Below are 16,037 nucleotides of genomic sequence, written 5' to 3'. Positions count from 1 at the left end.
ATCCTTTGCCGTCCTTTCATCAGGCGTAAGTATGAAATATCGCTTTAATTCACTGATTATTATTAAAAAACTCGCGGAGAAGGATATCCCGTTAGGCGCAATCGTTGTCGCCGCAGATTAAGGTAGACTGTCTCATGAGTACGATTTCTCCCGATTCAGGCACGCTGACGGCCGCTCAGCCTGCCAAATGGAACAAAACCGACACCGTTTGGATGTTCGGTCTCTATGCGACTGCGGTGGGCGCCGGTACGTTGTTCTTGCCGATCAACGCCGGCCTGAACGGCCCGCTGGTGTTGCTGTTGATGGCGCTGTTCGCTTTCCCGCTGACCTATTTGCCGCACCGCGCGCTCAGCCGCTTCGTGCTTTCCGGCTCCAGCCGCGACGGCAACATTCACGATGTGGTGGTGGAACACTTCGGCGTGCTGGCCGGCAAAATCATCATGATGCTGTATCTGATGGCGTTCTTCCCGATCGTGCTGGTGTACAGCATTTCGATCACCAACGCGCTGGACAGCTTCCTGATCCATCAGTTCCACGTGGCCCCGCTGCCGCGCATCTGGCTGAGCCTGGCGGTGGTGGTGGTACTCAATCTGGTGCTGCTGCGCGGCAAAGACAGCATCGTGGCGGCGATGGGCATGCTGGTGTTCCCACTGCTGGTGTTCCTGATGGGCATTTCGCTCTATCTGATGCCGAGCTGGAATACCGCCAACTTCGTGCACGGCCTGGCCGCCACCCGCTTCGACACGCCGGGGTTGTGGCATTCACTGTGGCTGGCCGTGCCGGTGATGGTGTTCTCCTTCAGCCATGCGCCGATCATCTCTTCCTTCGCCTCGACCCAGAAGAGCCTGTACGGCGACAAGGCGGAACGCCGCTGCGCGCGTATCATGCGCTATAGCTATGTGCTGATCTGCGTTACCGTGCTGTTCTTTGTGTTCAGCTGCGTGTTGAGCCTGTCTCATGAAGACATGCTGCAGGCGAAAGAGCAGAACATCACGGTGCTGACCACGCTGGCCAACAAGTTCTCCAACCCGCTGATCGCCTATCTTGGCCCGGTGATGGCGATGCTGGCGATGGCCAAATCCTATCTCGGCACCTCGCTGGGGGTGACGGAAGGGGCGACCAGCCTGATCGACGGCGTCACGCGCGCGGTCGGCAAGCCGCTCAGTTCGCGCATGACGCACCGCATCTCGGCGGTGGCGCTGTTCCTGCTCACCTGGGCGGCGACGGTGTGGAACCCCAGCGCGCTGCACATCATCGAAACCATCAGCGGCCCGCTGATTGCCGCCATCCTGTTCATTCTGCCGATGTACGCCGTGCGTGCGGTGCCGGCCATGCGCCAGTACCGCGCGGCGAGCAACGTATTCGTGCTGGTGATGGGCCTGATTGCGCTGTCGGCGCTGATCTACGGCCTGATGTGATCCCCTGGGCGCGCCGCTTCCGGCGCGCCTCTTATCCTTCCTTTACACATCCCTTTGCAATTAATCGCCGACATGCCGGGCGTTATCTTTGATAATGCAAGCCATTCTCATTAGTATTTTCTGAATGTATTCATGACTAAGGAGTTTTTCGTGCACCGTCGAATCATTTTGCCGGCGCTGGTTTGCGCCGCCTTGCTCGCCTCTCCGGCGATGGCCACCACTTATCCGCTGACGCTGACCGACACGTCCGGCCAGACGATCACCCTCCAGCAAGAGCCGAAACGCATCGTGGTGCAGGACGGGCGCGACATTCTCACGCTGGCGCTGCTCGATCGCGCCAATCCGTTCGGCCGGCTGGTGGCCTGGAATAACCTGCTGAAGAAAAGCGATGCGGCGACCTGGGATATCTTGCAGAGCAAATGGCCGGGGGCGAAAAACATCATCGATATGGGATTCAGCGATAAGGGTGAAGTGAACCTGGAGAGCGTGATCGCCAAGCGGCCCGATCTGATGATCGCCCAGCTGCGTTCCAAGCCTTCGCTGAGCCAAACCGGCGTGCTGGATAAGCTGAAGGCGCTGAACGTGCCGGTGCTGTTCATCGATACCATGCTCAAGCCGGTGGAGAACACGCCGAAAAGCGTGACGCTGCTGGGGGAAACCCTCAACCGCGAAAGCGAAGCCAAGCAATATACCGATTATTATCAGCAGCATTATCAGGCCATTCTGGCCAAAACGCAGGCGGTGGAACCCAAACCGCGGGTGTTTTTCGAAGCCAAGGCTGGCCTGAATGGGCTGGAGTCCTGCTGCTTCACCCATGCGCACGTCGGCTGGGGGGCGCTAGTCGAGGCGGTCGGCGCGCGCAACATCGGCTCTGCGCTGTTGCCGGGGGCGACCGGCGACGTGGCGCTGGAAAAAGTGATCGCCATGAAACCGGACGCCTACATTGTTTCCGGCTCACAGTGGGCCAGCAAGACCAACGCCGCGGTGCCGTTCGGCTATGGCGTGACGCAGCAACAGGTGGATGAGGCTTTCAACCGCATGAAACAGCGCCCGGGCTTCGCGCAGGTGTCGGCGGTGAAAGAGGGGCGGTTCTACGGCATCTACCATAATTTCTACAACCATCCGTACAACATCGTGGGGCTGGAGTATCTGGCGAAGTTTATCTACCCGGCGCAGTTCCCGGATCTGGATCCGGCCAAGACCTACAGCGAGATCCTCAGCCGCTTTACCGAAGTGCCGGAAGGCAAGGGCATTTTGGGCGCGCAGGCGCCGATGGGGAAATAACGGCAACGGGCGCGACGATCGCGCCCGTTTTGTGTTATCAGGCGGCCGGCGTATAGGTGGAGATGATCTCCAGCACGCCGTTGATAATGAACTGTACCCCCATGCACACTAGCAGGAAGCCCATCAGGCGCGAGATCGCCTCGATGCCGCTTTTCCCCACCAGGCGCATGATGGCGCCGGAGCTGAGCAGGCAGCCCCACAGGATCACCGCGACTGTCAGGAAGATGGCGACCGGCGCCACGGCCAGCACCCAGGGTTCAAAACCCAGCGTGTTCGCTTTGACGCTCGACGCCGAGCTGATGATCATCGCGATGGTGCCCGGCCCGGCGGTGCTCGGCATGGCCAACGGCACGAAGGCGATGTTGGCCGATGTCTTGTGGCGCAGCTCGTGCGACTTGCTCTCCACCTCCGGCGCCTCATCGGCGCTTTGTTGCGGGAACAGCATGCGGAAACCGATGAAGGCGACGATCAGGCCGCCGGCGATGCGCAGGCCGGGGATCGAAATACCGAAAGTGTTCATCACCACCTGCCCGGCGTAAAACGCCACCGTCATGATGCAGAACACATAAACCGAGGCCATCAGCGACTGCTGATTGCGCTCTTCGCGCGTCATATTACCGGACAAGCCGAGCAGCAACGCCACCGTGGTCAGCGGGTTGGCCAGCGGCAACAGCAGCACCAAACCCAGTCCGATGGCCTGGAATAACTGCAAAATACCCGTCATAAAGTAGACTCCCTGTGCAACGTTCAGGCCGCCAAGCGGCGGCCTACGAGCTAAACAGCCTAGCCTGCCGCGTGCCTGGCGGCAATGGGGATAGCTCGTAACGTTAATTAACCGTCGGCCGGCGTTTCATCATTGCCGTTGCACTCGCCGGCGAGCTCAGGTTCATCCTCACATCCCAACGGGGCGTCGTTGACCGCAATCGCCCGCGGCGCCGAACGCGCACCAAAATGCATCAGCCCCTATAACGTCGTTAATACCGCGCACCCATGATGAGCGCAGGCTGAAAAACGAGCGGCGCTCAGAAAAAATGCACAATTTTTGTGTTTTATGGCCTTTTTCGCCGCAATTGGCCGGTAAAGGCCGACGTTCAGCACCAATTGCTACACCCCGCAGGCTCAGCTGCCTACCATAGGCGCGCTTTAAAACGATAATGAGATTGATTATGCAAGACGAGTTGAAACTTTTACTGGGGAAAATCAGCGCATTCGCGCTTTCCGCCGCCTTCATGGCGGCATTGGTCGGCCTGGTGTTTATCGATGTGCACTGGTTGCATAACTTCGTGCATGAAACCTCGCTGACCGAAGCGGCGCAGGAACTGTTGCTGCTCGCCATCGCCGGCGGTTTTTTCGCCGCGGCCTGGCGGCAGGCGGAACGCCGCTCCGCCTGGATGCTGGTCGGCGGCTTCTTTCTCTGCATGCTGATCCGCGAGATGGACTTCGCCTTCGATGCGTTGTGGCACGGCGCCTGGGTGTGGTTCGCGCTGGCGGTCGCCTTGGTCTGTCTGTGCCATGCCGCCAGGCACATTGCGGCGACGGTGCGCGGCCTGGCCTATTTCGCGACGCATCCCGGCTACGGCATGATGTGCGCGGGCCTGCTGTGCATTCTGGTGTTTTCACGCCTGTTCGGCATGAGCGCGCTGTGGCAAACGCTCATGCTGGACGGTTACAACCGGGTGGTGAAAAACATGGTGGAAGAGGGTTGCGAACTGCTGGGCTACGGCCTGTGCCTGCTGGCCACCCTCAGCTACATGAAGACCGTTTTTACGCCGAATGAGGCGAAAGTGTGAGGGCGACGGCGCTTTATTTATCCGGAACAATTTTAGTGATACTATTCGCTTAGCCGAATGCGGCTGAGAAGGTATGCGTTCCATTCTGTATACCCAGTGAGGTTTCAATCTGGCAATTGTGGGCGAGATCTGAAACCTGGCTGACCAAACCCAAAATCCAATTTTCGTACTGCATGTGATCTGTCGTGTAAGCAATGCTCGGCAGTTCACGTGATTCCATTCTGTTTCAAACTCCCCCATTAACTCACTGTGGTGCTTGAAAAAGCCATTGGCTAGTGATTCAATCCGTTTCATGTGATTTCAATCCAAGCCACCAAAATTGTGTACATACATGTGTACATAATTGGAGATGTACACAGTGCTCACCGATGCCAAACTTCGCAAGCTTAATGGAAAACCGATCCCAAAACTGATCGAGATGCCTGACGGCGGCGGCCTGTCTATCCGCATAACCCCACTTGGGCTGATTGTCTTCCAGTACCGTTACCGGTACGCAGGTAAGGCACGTCGTATGACACTTGGAAGTTACGACGAGATTTCGCTCAAAGAAGCGCGCGATATGGTTCAAGAGGCCAAGCGCGTCCTGGCCGAAGGGAAAGACCCCATCACAGTGAAATCCATGACGCTTGAGGAGATCGCTGGCGCAGCCTCTGTGAAAGACTGTCTATCACATTGGACTGCCAGCGCTCAGGCTCAGCGCCTTGTGAAATTGCAGTATTGGGAGAGGGCATTTGAGCGGCATGTAATCCCATATGTCGGCGATATGATTGTGGATGAAATGCAGATATCTCACTGGCAGCCAGTTTTCAAAAGGATGAGAACGAATGGGGCGGAAACCTTTGCTGGGATCATGCTTTCAAAACTAAAGCAGGTGTTTTCGTATTGCTTGAGAACGGAGAAGATTTGCGTTAATCCTATCGCCGCATTGAGAATTAGCGACGTTGGAAAACCTGTTGGCGTGGTTAAACGGTTTTTCAGTGATGATGAAATAGGAGCTTTTTGGTTGGCTCTTGAAGGTTCCCGGATTGTTCACCAGAACAAAATCTTCATTAAATTGTTGCTGCTTACAGGATGTCGGGGAGTTGAGCTAAGGAAGGCAAAGAAGGGCGAGTTTGATGTGAAAAACAGAACGTGGCGCGTTCCTGCGGAAAATTCAAAAACGCGCCAGCCGTTTGTGAGAGGACTATCAGGGGATGCCGCAAAGCTAATTGAGGAGGCTATGTCGCTATACCCGAACATATCGCAATTGTTCCCGCCGGCGATTGTGCAGGGCGATCGCCCTATGTCAGCAGGTGTTCTATTGAACATGGCGGAACAGCTTAGGAATGAGATGGGAGTTCATGACTGGGCAATGCATGATCTACGCCGCACTGCAAAAACTAAAATGAGCGAATTAGGGATTGAGCCCCACGTATCCGAAAAGGTGCTGGGGCATAAACTCGGTGGAGTTCTGGCTGTATATGACCAGCATTCATATCTCAAAGAGCAGCAAAATGCGCTGGATATTTGGGCCGCTCATGTGGCGTCCTGCGTTTCATCAATGAGGCCTTGAGCGCGGAAAAAGCGTATCACATCACAATATCTATACTGCTCGCCGCCATGGATGGGATTGGTGCCAGGCGCCGGTTTAGGGAACGGTGTACCAGCCTTTTCCCACTGCTTTTTCCTGCGCCAAAAGGTGGTTCGTGATATACCGCCCAACTGTTGCTGTATCCCTTCGCGGGTGATCAATACTGGCTGAATTGGCAGGTTGCTTTTAGTCATGGCTTATCTCTCTGTAAAACGCCCATTCAGCATGCCGATCGTGTAGTTGAATCGCGGCAAAGAAATGCCGAGCAGTTCGACCTGAGCGAAATGCTTCATGATGATTGGGCGGGATAGGGTGTCGAAAGGGGTTTTCGGGTGTTGCTTAATCGCGGCGTGGAGTTCGTCGTTACATCGCTTCGCTACTGATCGGAGTGCGTTTTGCTGAACGCTGCCGGCAGCAATTGCAGGCTGTTTACTGGGCATTGATTCCCCCAATGATCCCAGCCAGGCGCATCGCCACGGCTGAATAGTTCGATTCGTGACACGTCGCCATATAGCAGCTCAAGGCGCCGTCGGACTTCCCAGGGTTTCGCGCTGTGCTCGCCGAGACAGCTGAACACAACCTGCTTTACTGATGCGCTGGCGCGCTCGATGCCCTGGCCGCGAACGGCGATCAACACGTCTTCTGAGTTGGCGCGCGTGTAATTGCCGCCATTCATCCGGGTTTCTGCGTTGAGCATGTCGATCAGGTCGGTGAAGTCGAAGATGGTTTGCTGCTTCAGCGCTTTGTTGAACCGAATTTCGGCCTGCTGGTTCAGCTTCACCCAAGTGAAAGCCTTCATCGTTCTGACGCTGAATCCCCAAGCCTCTGCCAGTTCTATCGCCTCCTGACTGTGATTGCCGGTGTACCACATTGCGAGCACGCTATCTGGCGCAGCAATAGCCCATACCGGCAGACGCTTCAGATCTGCCATGCTCATTGTGCTGTAGTGATTGCCGGCGGCGCCATTGCTGATCGTGTTGCCGTAACTCCACGGCGGATCTGCATAGATGAGTTGATAGGTCATTGAGCGTTACCCCAGCAGCGCGCGGCCGCGTTGACGCAAAAACCTATGCGGATGTGGATCCAAGCAACATCTACCGCCCGCGCAGCTTCAAGCGCCTGGCGCCACAGTTCTGCAGCGTCCGCAAAATGGGCGCGACGTTCCGCCTCGGCTGCCTGATGAGCCAAATATTTGTATTTGAATGACATGGCTATCTCCGGGATCAGTAGGCGCGCTGGTGGGTTACGGGGGCAAGCAACTGGTTAAACAGCTGCATGAGTTGGATTCTGCGAACAACCTCCGGAGGCTCACTGAGTAAATAGCTGTCGGTAAGTTTTGCGATGGCCCCTCTTGGTTTTTTCCTTGCATAACGCTCGTACAGCGGATCAACAGACAAGACCTTCAGAGCGCGGACGTTCGCTTTCACATAGGTGATTTCGCATTGAACATATGGGGAGCTTGTGAGAGAAAAGCGCAGATTTGAAATCCTTTCCGGGGTAATTCCCTCATCAGGAAATTTCTTCTGCAGCATAGCGATATGCTCATCACGGATATAAAAACCGCCGTCAGCGATGAGGAACTGAATCAGATCGTAATTAGTCATGGCTAAATCCTGATTTGGTTGTTGTAGCGCTCATGGCTCATCACTTCCCATGAGTTGCCGTTGTCTTTTGACAGCAATCGCCAGCAGCGGGCCACTGGCAGCGTTAAATGCTTATGTTGGTATGTCCGGTTGGGCTTCTTTTTGCCCTCCCTGTAGGCGCATAGAACCCCCTCAGCTTTGATGCTGATTCGTTGCGGAATTCGTGGTTTCATATTTTCGGTGGGTTATTTGGTGATTGGCGCCCAGCACGCGGAACGGATGCCAGGACGGCGGACTTTCTCTACGGCTTTTTCTTTTTCCAGCTTGATCAAGCGCAGGCGGATAGCTTTACCGGTCATGCCGTTGTAGCCGGCGCAGCGGAGTAGGCTTGCGACCGAATCCGGCGTTGAACCGGCAATGCTGAGCCGCGAGATGATTTCGTTATCGTCGGGTATCGTGATCATTCCCACCCTCCGGCGCTGCTGCCAGCATTGCGGTGCGGGTGTGCGGATGGTCGGGCTGAACGTGAATGCTTAACGCAGAACTGAGCTGTGCTCGTAGTTGCTGAGTACCTCCATAGGCAATTGCCGCCTCTTGCAGCATGTCCAGCAGATCGCGATAAATATGTGGTGGTAGGCGCTGCTTATCCGGCACTGCTGGCGCTGGCGCTGGCAGGGCGGTGAGTAAACGTGCTCGCGCCACTGCTTCCTCCGGCGTCGCACCGTAAACACGCGCCAGAATCTCGTCATGGTTGGCACCGATACGCAGCTGCACCCACCAATCACCAAGCCCCGGATACTCTTCCTGGTTCATTGTCGGCAGATTGCCCACGCGGATTTCGCCAAGACCATTCCCCACCGGCTGTGCCTCCCGGTTAGCCAGGAGTTCACTGGTCAGCACCAGCAATTCATCCGGTCGCATGGTCATCTTCAATTTGGTGGCAGAAAGTTCCGTGGCGGCGTCATGAAGCCATTTCAGTCTTTCGATCGTTAGTGTCATGCACCCTCCTTAATCATGAGATATACAATCGCCACCGCCCGCAGCGGGCTCCTGTGCGTAGCGCTCGCTCCCGATTCATGGCTCGCTTGCCATACCGTTTTTCCTGACGGTGACAGACCGATTTTGTGTTTCTTCATGACATGGAATAGTTCTTCCGAACGCCGAAGAGGGTAGAATCCTGTGGCCTGCACTGTGTTGAGCCAATTCCATGAAAGCTGCGCGCCAGTAGGGTCTATTGGGCTAATGATGGCGCTATATTTTGGCTTGAGGTAATAGGCCAGCCTTACGCTGATTTCACCGTCGCTCATTTTGCTGTAATCGACCATCCTACTCATCCCCCTCGACTTTGAACCCAGCGGCGCGGATTTCTGCCACTACTTTCTTCTTTTCCAGCACTGGAATTTCGTGCGCTAAATCGTCGTGCTCATACCAAAGCGTTCTCGGCAACCGCACCGGCGTAGCCAGCTTGGCTTCCAGGTGTTCAATGCGTGCATCTTTGTCGCGCAGTTCCTTCTCCATTCCGTCGTTCTGCCCCATGATGAATGCGAATTCCTCTTCCAGCTCGGCGATGCGCTTCTCTGCGTCCTCGGCGCGCTTCTTCCATCCGGCAGGCTTGCTCAGTTTGCTCAGCTTATTGTCCATCTGCCAGCTCCTTTAACGCTTCCATGCCGGACTGGGTAATTACCCACCCAATTGGCGGATAAATTCTAATCAGCCCAAGGCGTGAAAGTGAATTTAGTGTTGATTTTGATATAATTTTTCTATTCCCCTCTGATATATCATTCAGAGCAGAAATCTGTTTATCATTCAGCTTGCTCATAATGCTTTCTCCTGGGCCTCGCCCTTAACCGTTTTTACCGCAGCTGCATATGCTTCGTTATCGCTCATGCCGGCATTAACATTCATCCAGAAGTGCCGCTCGATTCGAGTCTCTTCAATAAGGCGCTTTGCTCGTCGCTGGCTGCGGGATGGTTTCCCTTTGTCGGCGAAATAGACTGTGCGGATTGTCGATGGCCAGCCTGACATCTGCTTTCTGTTGCTCAGCCATACCGGCATGCACAACAACCGACGCGCCGCTCTGTTGCTCTTACGTTTGGCCATGTTGGGACTCCAAATATGCCGCTATGAAGACTTTTGCCGCTTCCGCGTTGATGGCATTGCCGTAGGCGCGCAGTCGTCCCACTCTTGCGGTAGCCCCATCAACCAACGGGAATGAGCCGGGTCTAACTGGCCGCCACTTTTCATCCCGGCAGAACAGCCAGTCAGCATTTCGCCAGAAGCCGTTAACCGGGCTGGCTGGCATATTGCTGCAAAATCCTGCAACCTCTGCTGAACTTTCGAGCCGTCCTGCCGGTAAATCGCCAACGCCCTGGATGCATCTGGCGCTCTGTCGTTGCTCCCCGCTGTCGGCGTTAGCCAGCCCGCAAGCCTCGCCGCACCGCCAATCGTCGTTCCCCTCTGCGGGGCATTCGCCGCCGAAGCCTCCCCGCGAACCTGGTTGTTGTCGATTGTCGTTGGTGTCGGCCAGCCCATTAGCTCTGCATAGGGTGGCGCACTGAAAATCAAGTACGGCGCATCTTTCAGATCGCTGCGATAGCTTCCTTCCGACAGCGGATCCCGCTTCCCATCCTTTTTCAGCCTCGGAGCCCGTACACCGGAATTGCTGTCGATCGCCTGGGGAGTGGGCCAACCGGTCAGCGCCGCTGCTGATTGAATATTCATCCCTCCCTGACGCCCTGCGGTTCCCGTTCCGGTACCAGCGTTCGCCGTTGGCGTTGGCCACCCAATACGCTCGATCTCTGATGTGCGGCGCGCCGACGCCCGCAGACGGGAACGGGACAAGCCCGAAGGCGTAACCCATTGCTTCCACGTCAGCTTGTACAAGGTCGAACCAAGCATTTGCGTTGCCGCTTGCAACTTGCTCGCCAAAGACGTGCTGAGGTCGGCACTCGCTAATGAGCCAATGGAAGTGAGGCCACAGGTGCCGCTCGTCATCAAACCCGCTGCCTTTGCCTGCCGCGCTGAAAGGCTGGCACGGACAGGAGCCTGTCCAGACCGGTTTATCGTCAGGCCATCCTGCGTTGCGGAGGGCATATGACCAGACACCGATCCCGGCGAAGAAATGGCATTGGGTGTAGTTTCGTAAGTCATCAGGTTTCACATCCTCGATCGAGCGTTCATCAACATCACCGGGCGCGATATGGCCGGCAGCTATCAGGTTGCGCAGCCACTGCGCAGCGTATGGGTCGATTTCGTTGTAGTAGGCCACTGGGCGCTCTTTCATTTGGCCTCCCGCATCTCGTTTTTTAATGCCTGTACGGCCATTAGAGTGAAATCAGGAGAGCCCATTGCGCCAAGTTTTGCGATTACCCGGTCTAGAACTGCATCACGGATAGCTGCAAGTGCTGCGGAGGTGGCTGGGGTTCCGACCGCATCGATCAACTTCTTGGCCTGGTCATATGCCATGCACCCGAAATCGATCTCTGCATCCATAAAGCCAGCAAACTTGCCGTTGATGGTTTTCATCCCTGGGTTCCATCCATTGGATGTCACGAAGTCGATATAGGCTTTCCCGGTTATGGCACTCTTCAGCGCCGCATTCTCCACAGCCAGCGCATTAACTCGATCCGTCAGCTTTTTGATGGACTCAGCCATTGTCAGCTTTACCTGCAGCGTTTGGGCATTGATCTGCCGGCTGCTGGCGAGTTCTGATACCAAGGCTTCATAGTCGGAGAATTTAACGAACTCGCCGTGTTCGTTTTCGCGGGCAAACGGCTCAAATCGCGCCGCGTGCATGACGTAGTCAGGGTTATATCTCTGAACCATCGGGATTCTCCTTGCTGCTGGTGGAGCGGTATTCATCGAGAATGGCGAGCACATCAAGCTGAGTGCCGGCGGGAAGGATGTAGGCTATCTGGCCGTCAATTTCCCGGACTTCAGCCTGTGCTAAGAGCGTGACGAGCTTGCGGGACTTTGGCGCGCTGAATTTTGGTGCGATAAAGGATTTTGTGACCTTTTTCTTGCCTGCAGCCTTGGCCTTTTCGACGTCGCCGGCCAGTACCTTTCCGGCTTGCTCGCCATGCTCTTTCACTCGCTCAACAGCGGCATCGACAGCAACGGCGCCATCTTTGACCAGAGTCTGAACATCGTGATTTGCCTGGGTGAGGGCAAGCAGCTTATCGACCGTGGCACGGCTTTTGCCGACAAGCGCGGCGATCTCATCTGGTGACAGGTTGAAGCCTGAGAGCTCTTTTACCACCCGCGATTGCTCGTAAGGGGTAAGTGCCAGTTGACTATTGCTGTTCATGATGCGCGCTATGCGCTCCACGTCGCTACCAGTGAACGGTAGGATTGCTATCCACTCAACGGGCTTTCCCGCGTCACGGCAACGCAAATATGCGCGGTGCCGGCGGTGGCCCTCAACAATCCAAACGCCGCCTTCATCGCGTGGGCGAACCTCAAGCGGAGGAACCGGCTTTCCTGATGACAGGTGATTGAACAGGTCATCATCAGCGGCCTGTGTGCGCTCATCGTCTACGCGCTTGTTGAAGCCTTCCTGGACGTGAATATCAGCCAGCTTGATGAACATTCCGGAGTCAGTCCGCTTAAGCGTTCCGTTGTTCTTCATCTGCTTGAATGAGTTCGCCATGCATTAACTCCAGACCGCGCCGGCAGTCAGCAGGCACAGGGTAAAAATGAGAAGGTAGAAGAGGTGTTTGCCGTGGTGGCGCTTAGGGGCGAAATCACCCCCGGTCAGGTCGTACTTGTGCTGAATACGAGCGTTTAGGCTTACCATGTTGGCCTCCGCTGCTGGGTGTGCAGGCGGCGCTGCAGTGTTCTGATGTTCTGGCGGACGACGTACACCGGTGCGCAGGTGTCGGCGCAGACGAGGATTCGGACGGCCTTATATCTGCCGTCTTCGTAGCGTTGAATGCTAACGGCCTGTTTGGCTACGTCGCGGGTTTTACCGCAGTGCTCACAGCGTTGGGTAGTGGTTTGCATAACATGTCCTCTCAATGAAATTCACATGGGTAAAGGCGCTGCCTTGTTGGGATCCGCGCTCGCTTTCGCTACGGTTCCGGCACTTCCGGAGCGGCGGGCAGCGCCTTTACTGATGAGAAAAAAGAGCCCCGGCGAGCGGGGCAAAGGATGTGACAAGGGAAGTGGTACTGAGCAGGCTTGTGATTTCTCACGCACCTGGTGGCGCATCGAACCGGGGCTTTATACTGTGTAGATATAAATTAGGAACCGAAACGATACGCCACCAGATAGGTGAGGTATTGGGCTGACCACTCATGAGGTAGGATCCTTCACAGCTTCCAGAATTTAAGGAATCGGGCGAGTGGTCAGGCTAATACGCCGGCATTAACCGGCGATGATAAAACCGACTGCTGACCAGAACGCGACGCAGAGGACAACCACGCCAAGCCATACTTTTTCGTTGAATGTCATGATTGCCTCAGTGCGTCCCGTAGGGCGCGGTGGGTGTTAGCTGGTCAGCCACTCGTCATAGGTTTTCAACGGCTTTCCGGTCATGAATTCATTACCTTTACCGTCGTCAGCGCAGGCAAGGTAAATCTGATATTCGCTGTCGTTGTCGCCGCGTGCCTTGGTCTGCCAATTCGCGTTTTGTTCGAGTTGCATCGTTTTACTCCTCAGTGGTTTTATGCCTGCCGCCCCAGACTGGCAGCGGCAGGGTAAATCCACTTCTTCCCTAAAGAACGTCTCCGGTCGATCCCTCTCGGGGCCGGGGAGTGATTGCATCGCTCACCCCTGGGCGTCTTACCTGTGTGGCTTCCTGCCGGTGACGTTGTTGCTGTCGATGGATTTAATTTATGCGTATAACGCAAATGCGTCAAGCGCAAAAGTGAGCGTGAATTTGTATTTTTACGCATATGTTTGAAATTTCTGGTTAAAAAATTTGCGTGAAGAAGTGGGTTTTAGGCACAAAAAAACCGGCCTGAGCCGGTTTGATTGCTTATATGTGGTTTACCAGGTGGATGAAGACCAGAAAACCCGACCAAGAACAACTAGTTGTTCTTTTCTTTGTTGGAGGGTAAGAACTTCGTCTTTAAACTCTTCTCGGTTCATTGAGCGGATCACTACACCGCCGTCTGGCTGCTCAATAAGATATTTTACTCTAAGCAGATCGCCATGACGGATGCCGTAGGCCTTGCCATCCCGAATGCGCGTATCGTCTGTGTTAATGCCTACTACATCACCGTCAGACAATCTCGGTTCCATACTGTTGCCGATCACACGGACAAGTTTGGCCGCTGATATAGACACTCCCAACTTGTGGAGATAGTAACGCCGGAAAATTAAGGCAAACTCCTCTTTTTCCACAATTTCGACACTGCCATCGCCTGCAGAAAAATGAACGTCAATTAGTGGGATTTCCACAAATTCCTCGCTGTCCTGAGCTCCATCCTCCCATACTGAGGCTTTAAGCCTGGTTGGCTGAGCATCAGACTCAGGAGATAAGTTTTCGAAAGGCAAATCAGGCCTGAAAAGGTCGCTAACAGGGCGTTCAAAGAAGTCAGCAATCTTTCTGATCATCTCGTCACTATAACCCTGCTTAGCCCGCTCCAGGCGAGAGATGTTCCCTACGTCGCTATCAACAGCATTCGCAAGGTCAGCAAGATTTAGCCCCTTCTTAACGCGAAGGTGCCGGATGTTACGACCTACAGTAGGGTCGATTTCTTTAGGTAGCTTCTTTTCGGTTTCCATGCCGTCATTTTTCCATTCATGTGCGTCACACGCAAAGCGTCTTGCGCAAAAATGAAATGCGCATTAATATGCGTGTAGCGCAATTAAAAGGGGCCGCTATGCAAACACCACTTAGAAATATGCGTGTAAAGAAAGAGCTCAAGATCACTGACGTAGCCCATGCGGTCAATTGTGACCCTGGATACCTGAGCCGTGTAGAACGTGGCGTGCATACAGCATCGCCTGAGTTGGCTGAAAAGCTATCTCAATTCTACTCCGGTGAGATCACCGAGCTGCAAATTCTTTACCCCAAACGTTATGCGCGAGCCAGCGAAAGCCAGCCGCCAATCATCAACCAATCACTGTAAGACAACGGAAATTGTAAATGGAATCAGTCGCAACAAGTCGCAATTCAGTGCGCGTCAACTGCAAGCCTGAAGTGCTGGAGAGCTTCTTTCACAAGGAGGCCATTTTGCGCGGCAACAAGCCGCTGGCGATGGGGATGGGGATCCACCCTTCGGGGTTGAGCCGTGACAAGGTTCGCATCGTGAAGATGGCGGCGCGGATGGTGTTGGAGCTTGGATTGCCTGAAGGGTGCGTTGCAGCCCCTGGATGCGAGCAAAACGTAGTGCTGACCGGCGATGAGGCTAAAAAGTTGCTTTCGATGCTGGAGCACATCCGGGAACCAAAGACGGAATAGGGGGCTTTATGGCCTGGGACACGTTTGTTTACGACAACATCAAAAAGCAGCTGGTGAAAGAGGGATTCAGCGAAGCGCTGGCTCAGGGGGGGGCATCACACGGAGCCGACCTTTACCGGCGAAAGTCGCAGGCGAGCAGGAAAGGGATGATTTATGACGACTGTCTCACGCTTGCGCGCCAGTACGTTCTTGCGAGCTGTACCAAGGAAGAAAAACCGGAATCAGGGAAGAAGAGAAGCCGAACAGTTGCAGCTGCTCGGCCGACACTTTTCTAAAACCTAACCTGAGAGGTCGATTCATTATGGCAAACGTGGCGATCGGTGGCAACAGCCCGAAAATGACGAGCCGTGAAATTGCCGAGCTGACTGGCAAGCAACACGGCCACGTCATGCGCGACATAGAAATCATGCTGGAACAGCTGGGCGAAGGCCTGGATGGGTATATCCAGATTTGGAGACACCCCCAGAACGGCCAGCAATACCGGGAATACGCGCTCGACAGGGAGCATACCGAATGTTTGGTGACCGGATACAGCGCCAGCCTGCGCATGAGGGTGATCAAGCGCCTGCACGAACTGGAAGAGCAAAACTCACCTGTCCCGCAGACGCTCCCTGAAGCGCTGCGCCTGGCTGCTGATATGGCCGAACAGAAGGCGATGTTGGAGCTGAAGGTTCAGGCCGACGCACCAAAGGTGGCCTTTGTCGATCACTACGTAGACGCATCAGGTTCAAAAAGCCTGCGCGCCACGGCAAAGGTTTTGAACATGCCAGAGAAAGCGATGATTGACGCGCTGATCCGCGACAAGGTTTTGTTCCGCCAGTCCGGGAATCTGCTTCCCCATGCACTACGCCAGCGGGACGGGTTATTCACCGTCAAAACTGGCAAGTCTGATTTTGGTCACGCCTTCACGCAAACCAGGGTAACGCCGCGTGGCATTCAGTGGATTGCTGAACGTTACGCCTCTGAGCTGATGGCGAGCTAACC

At 55.1% G+C, this 16,037-nt stretch carries 25 protein-coding genes; 8 read left to right on the top strand and 17 right to left on the bottom strand.

Annotation, left to right across the window (positions count from 1 at the left end; genetic code table 11):
- The first annotated feature begins 134 nt into the window (after nucleotides 1–134).
- Nucleotides 135–1,418, top strand: a complete 1,284-nt coding sequence (locus tag AC2CGQ_RS09005) for an SLC5/6 family protein (RefSeq protein ID WP_004931430.1) — start codon at nucleotides 135–137, stop codon at nucleotides 1,416–1,418.
- Between the two features lie 150 nt (nucleotides 1,419–1,568).
- Nucleotides 1,569–2,702 carry an ABC transporter substrate-binding protein gene (locus tag AC2CGQ_RS09000; RefSeq protein WP_172574668.1) on the top strand — a complete coding sequence of 378 codons (1,134 nt, stop codon included), beginning with the start codon at nucleotides 1,569–1,571 and terminating at the stop codon, nucleotides 2,700–2,702.
- Nucleotides 2,703–2,739: 37 nt separating this feature from the next.
- Here the strand turns inward: AC2CGQ_RS09000 and AC2CGQ_RS08995 are convergent, their stop codons facing one another.
- Nucleotides 2,740–3,426, bottom strand: a complete 687-nt coding sequence (locus tag AC2CGQ_RS08995) for a MarC family NAAT transporter (RefSeq protein ID WP_004931428.1) — start codon at nucleotides 3,424–3,426, stop codon at nucleotides 2,740–2,742.
- 442 nt (nucleotides 3,427–3,868) lie between these two features.
- On the opposite strand from AC2CGQ_RS08995, the gene AC2CGQ_RS08990 reads away from it, so the two are divergent.
- Both AC2CGQ_RS08990 and AC2CGQ_RS08985 read left to right on the top strand, forming a co-directional pair.
- A complete protein-coding gene (locus AC2CGQ_RS08990) occupies nucleotides 3,869–4,492 on the top strand; it encodes a hypothetical protein (protein ID WP_380693714.1) in 624 nt (207 codons plus the stop codon).
- A gap of 349 nt (nucleotides 4,493–4,841) precedes the next feature.
- Nucleotides 4,842–6,044 carry a tyrosine-type recombinase/integrase gene (locus AC2CGQ_RS08985; RefSeq protein ID WP_484593616.1) on the top strand — a complete coding sequence of 401 codons (1,203 nt, stop codon included), beginning with the start codon at nucleotides 4,842–4,844 and terminating at the stop codon, nucleotides 6,042–6,044.
- Here the strand turns inward: AC2CGQ_RS08985 and AC2CGQ_RS08980 are convergent.
- The 16 genes from AC2CGQ_RS08980 to AC2CGQ_RS08905 form a co-directional block, all read right to left on the bottom strand.
- Nucleotides 6,008–6,256 (bottom strand): hypothetical protein, encoded by a 249-nt coding sequence (locus AC2CGQ_RS08980; protein WP_071532844.1) that lies wholly within the window; start codon nucleotides 6,254–6,256, stop codon nucleotides 6,008–6,010. The genes AC2CGQ_RS08985 and AC2CGQ_RS08980 overlap by 37 nt on opposite strands.
- A 182-nt stretch (nucleotides 6,257–6,438) precedes the next feature.
- Nucleotides 6,439–7,086, bottom strand: coding sequence for an MT-A70 family methyltransferase (locus tag AC2CGQ_RS08975; RefSeq protein ID WP_182074060.1), 648 nt, complete (start codon nucleotides 7,084–7,086; stop codon nucleotides 6,439–6,441).
- Nucleotides 7,083–7,271 (bottom strand): ANR family transcriptional regulator, encoded by a 189-nt coding sequence (locus AC2CGQ_RS08970; protein ID WP_484593615.1) that lies wholly within the window; start codon nucleotides 7,269–7,271, stop codon nucleotides 7,083–7,085. Before AC2CGQ_RS08970 ends, AC2CGQ_RS08975 begins: the two co-directional genes overlap by 4 nt.
- Nucleotides 7,272–7,285: 14 nt before the next feature.
- Nucleotides 7,286–7,666, bottom strand: a complete 381-nt coding sequence (locus tag AC2CGQ_RS08965; RefSeq protein ID WP_484593614.1) for a hypothetical protein — start codon at nucleotides 7,664–7,666, stop codon at nucleotides 7,286–7,288.
- 2 nt (nucleotides 7,667–7,668) lie between these two features.
- On the bottom strand, nucleotides 7,669–7,878 hold the full coding sequence (locus tag AC2CGQ_RS08960) for a ParE family toxin-like protein (protein ID WP_072265302.1): 210 nt from the start codon (nucleotides 7,876–7,878) through the stop codon (nucleotides 7,669–7,671).
- Nucleotides 7,879–7,890: 12 nt separating this feature from the next.
- Entirely contained in the window at nucleotides 7,891–8,109 is a 219-nt protein-coding gene (locus AC2CGQ_RS08955) for a hypothetical protein (RefSeq protein WP_462204107.1), read from the bottom strand.
- Nucleotides 8,087–8,644, bottom strand: a complete 558-nt coding sequence (locus AC2CGQ_RS08950; protein WP_484593613.1) for a hypothetical protein — start codon at nucleotides 8,642–8,644, stop codon at nucleotides 8,087–8,089. The genes AC2CGQ_RS08955 and AC2CGQ_RS08950 overlap by 23 nt, the downstream gene beginning before the upstream one ends.
- Complete coding sequence (locus AC2CGQ_RS08945; RefSeq protein ID WP_484593612.1) at nucleotides 8,641–8,970, bottom strand: hypothetical protein; 330 nt, start codon at nucleotides 8,968–8,970, stop codon at nucleotides 8,641–8,643. The genes AC2CGQ_RS08950 and AC2CGQ_RS08945 overlap by 4 nt, the downstream gene beginning before the upstream one ends.
- Before the next feature lies 1 nt (nucleotide 8,971).
- Nucleotides 8,972–9,286, bottom strand: coding sequence for a hypothetical protein (locus AC2CGQ_RS08940; protein ID WP_484593611.1), 315 nt, complete (start codon nucleotides 9,284–9,286; stop codon nucleotides 8,972–8,974).
- Nucleotides 9,276–9,464: a hypothetical protein gene (locus AC2CGQ_RS08935; protein ID WP_154626785.1), complete on the bottom strand. Its 189-nt coding sequence runs from the start codon at nucleotides 9,462–9,464 to the stop codon at nucleotides 9,276–9,278. The genes AC2CGQ_RS08940 and AC2CGQ_RS08935 overlap by 11 nt, the downstream gene beginning before the upstream one ends.
- Nucleotides 9,461–9,745 carry a hypothetical protein gene (locus AC2CGQ_RS08930; RefSeq protein ID WP_484593610.1) on the bottom strand — a complete coding sequence of 95 codons (285 nt, stop codon included), beginning with the start codon at nucleotides 9,743–9,745 and terminating at the stop codon, nucleotides 9,461–9,463. The genes AC2CGQ_RS08935 and AC2CGQ_RS08930 overlap by 4 nt, the downstream gene beginning before the upstream one ends.
- Nucleotides 9,732–10,928, bottom strand: coding sequence for a DNA cytosine methyltransferase (locus AC2CGQ_RS08925; RefSeq protein WP_484593609.1), 1,197 nt, complete (start codon nucleotides 10,926–10,928; stop codon nucleotides 9,732–9,734). Before AC2CGQ_RS08925 ends, AC2CGQ_RS08930 begins: the two co-directional genes overlap by 14 nt.
- Nucleotides 10,925–11,470: a hypothetical protein gene (locus AC2CGQ_RS08920; RefSeq protein WP_484593608.1), complete on the bottom strand. Its 546-nt coding sequence runs from the start codon at nucleotides 11,468–11,470 to the stop codon at nucleotides 10,925–10,927. Before AC2CGQ_RS08920 ends, AC2CGQ_RS08925 begins: the two co-directional genes overlap by 4 nt.
- Entirely contained in the window at nucleotides 11,454–12,293 is an 840-nt protein-coding gene (locus tag AC2CGQ_RS08915; protein WP_484593607.1) for a ParB/RepB/Spo0J family partition protein, read from the bottom strand. The genes AC2CGQ_RS08920 and AC2CGQ_RS08915 overlap by 17 nt, the downstream gene beginning before the upstream one ends.
- A gap of 839 nt (nucleotides 12,294–13,132) precedes the next feature.
- Nucleotides 13,133–13,288, bottom strand: coding sequence for a hypothetical protein (locus AC2CGQ_RS08910; RefSeq protein ID WP_484593606.1), 156 nt, complete (start codon nucleotides 13,286–13,288; stop codon nucleotides 13,133–13,135).
- Between the two features lie 345 nt (nucleotides 13,289–13,633).
- Entirely contained in the window at nucleotides 13,634–14,374 is a 741-nt protein-coding gene (locus AC2CGQ_RS08905) for an XRE family transcriptional regulator (RefSeq protein ID WP_060447793.1), read from the bottom strand.
- A gap of 98 nt (nucleotides 14,375–14,472) precedes the next feature.
- On the opposite strand from AC2CGQ_RS08905, the gene AC2CGQ_RS08900 reads away from it, so the two are divergent.
- From AC2CGQ_RS08900 to AC2CGQ_RS08885, 4 genes are read left to right on the top strand one after another with little or no spacing between them, the layout of a single operon-like run.
- Entirely contained in the window at nucleotides 14,473–14,721 is a 249-nt protein-coding gene (locus AC2CGQ_RS08900) for a helix-turn-helix domain-containing protein (protein WP_230118345.1), read from the top strand.
- Nucleotides 14,722–14,738: 17 nt separating this feature from the next.
- Nucleotides 14,739–15,053, top strand: coding sequence for a hypothetical protein (locus AC2CGQ_RS08895; protein WP_121976181.1), 315 nt, complete (start codon nucleotides 14,739–14,741; stop codon nucleotides 15,051–15,053).
- An 8-nt stretch (nucleotides 15,054–15,061) separates the two neighbouring features.
- On the top strand, nucleotides 15,062–15,328 hold the full coding sequence (locus AC2CGQ_RS08890) for a hypothetical protein (RefSeq protein ID WP_484593605.1): 267 nt from the start codon (nucleotides 15,062–15,064) through the stop codon (nucleotides 15,326–15,328).
- A gap of 26 nt (nucleotides 15,329–15,354) precedes the next feature.
- Entirely contained in the window at nucleotides 15,355–16,035 is a 681-nt protein-coding gene (locus AC2CGQ_RS08885; RefSeq protein ID WP_204373550.1) for a phage antirepressor KilAC domain-containing protein, read from the top strand.
- The last annotated feature ends 2 nt before the right edge of the window (nucleotides 16,036–16,037 follow it).

The sequence above is a fragment of the Serratia sp. DFXYC6 genome, from assembly GCF_057196085.1.
Note: the sequence above shows the minus strand (reverse complement) of the source record. Positions and strands in the feature narration are given on the sequence as shown.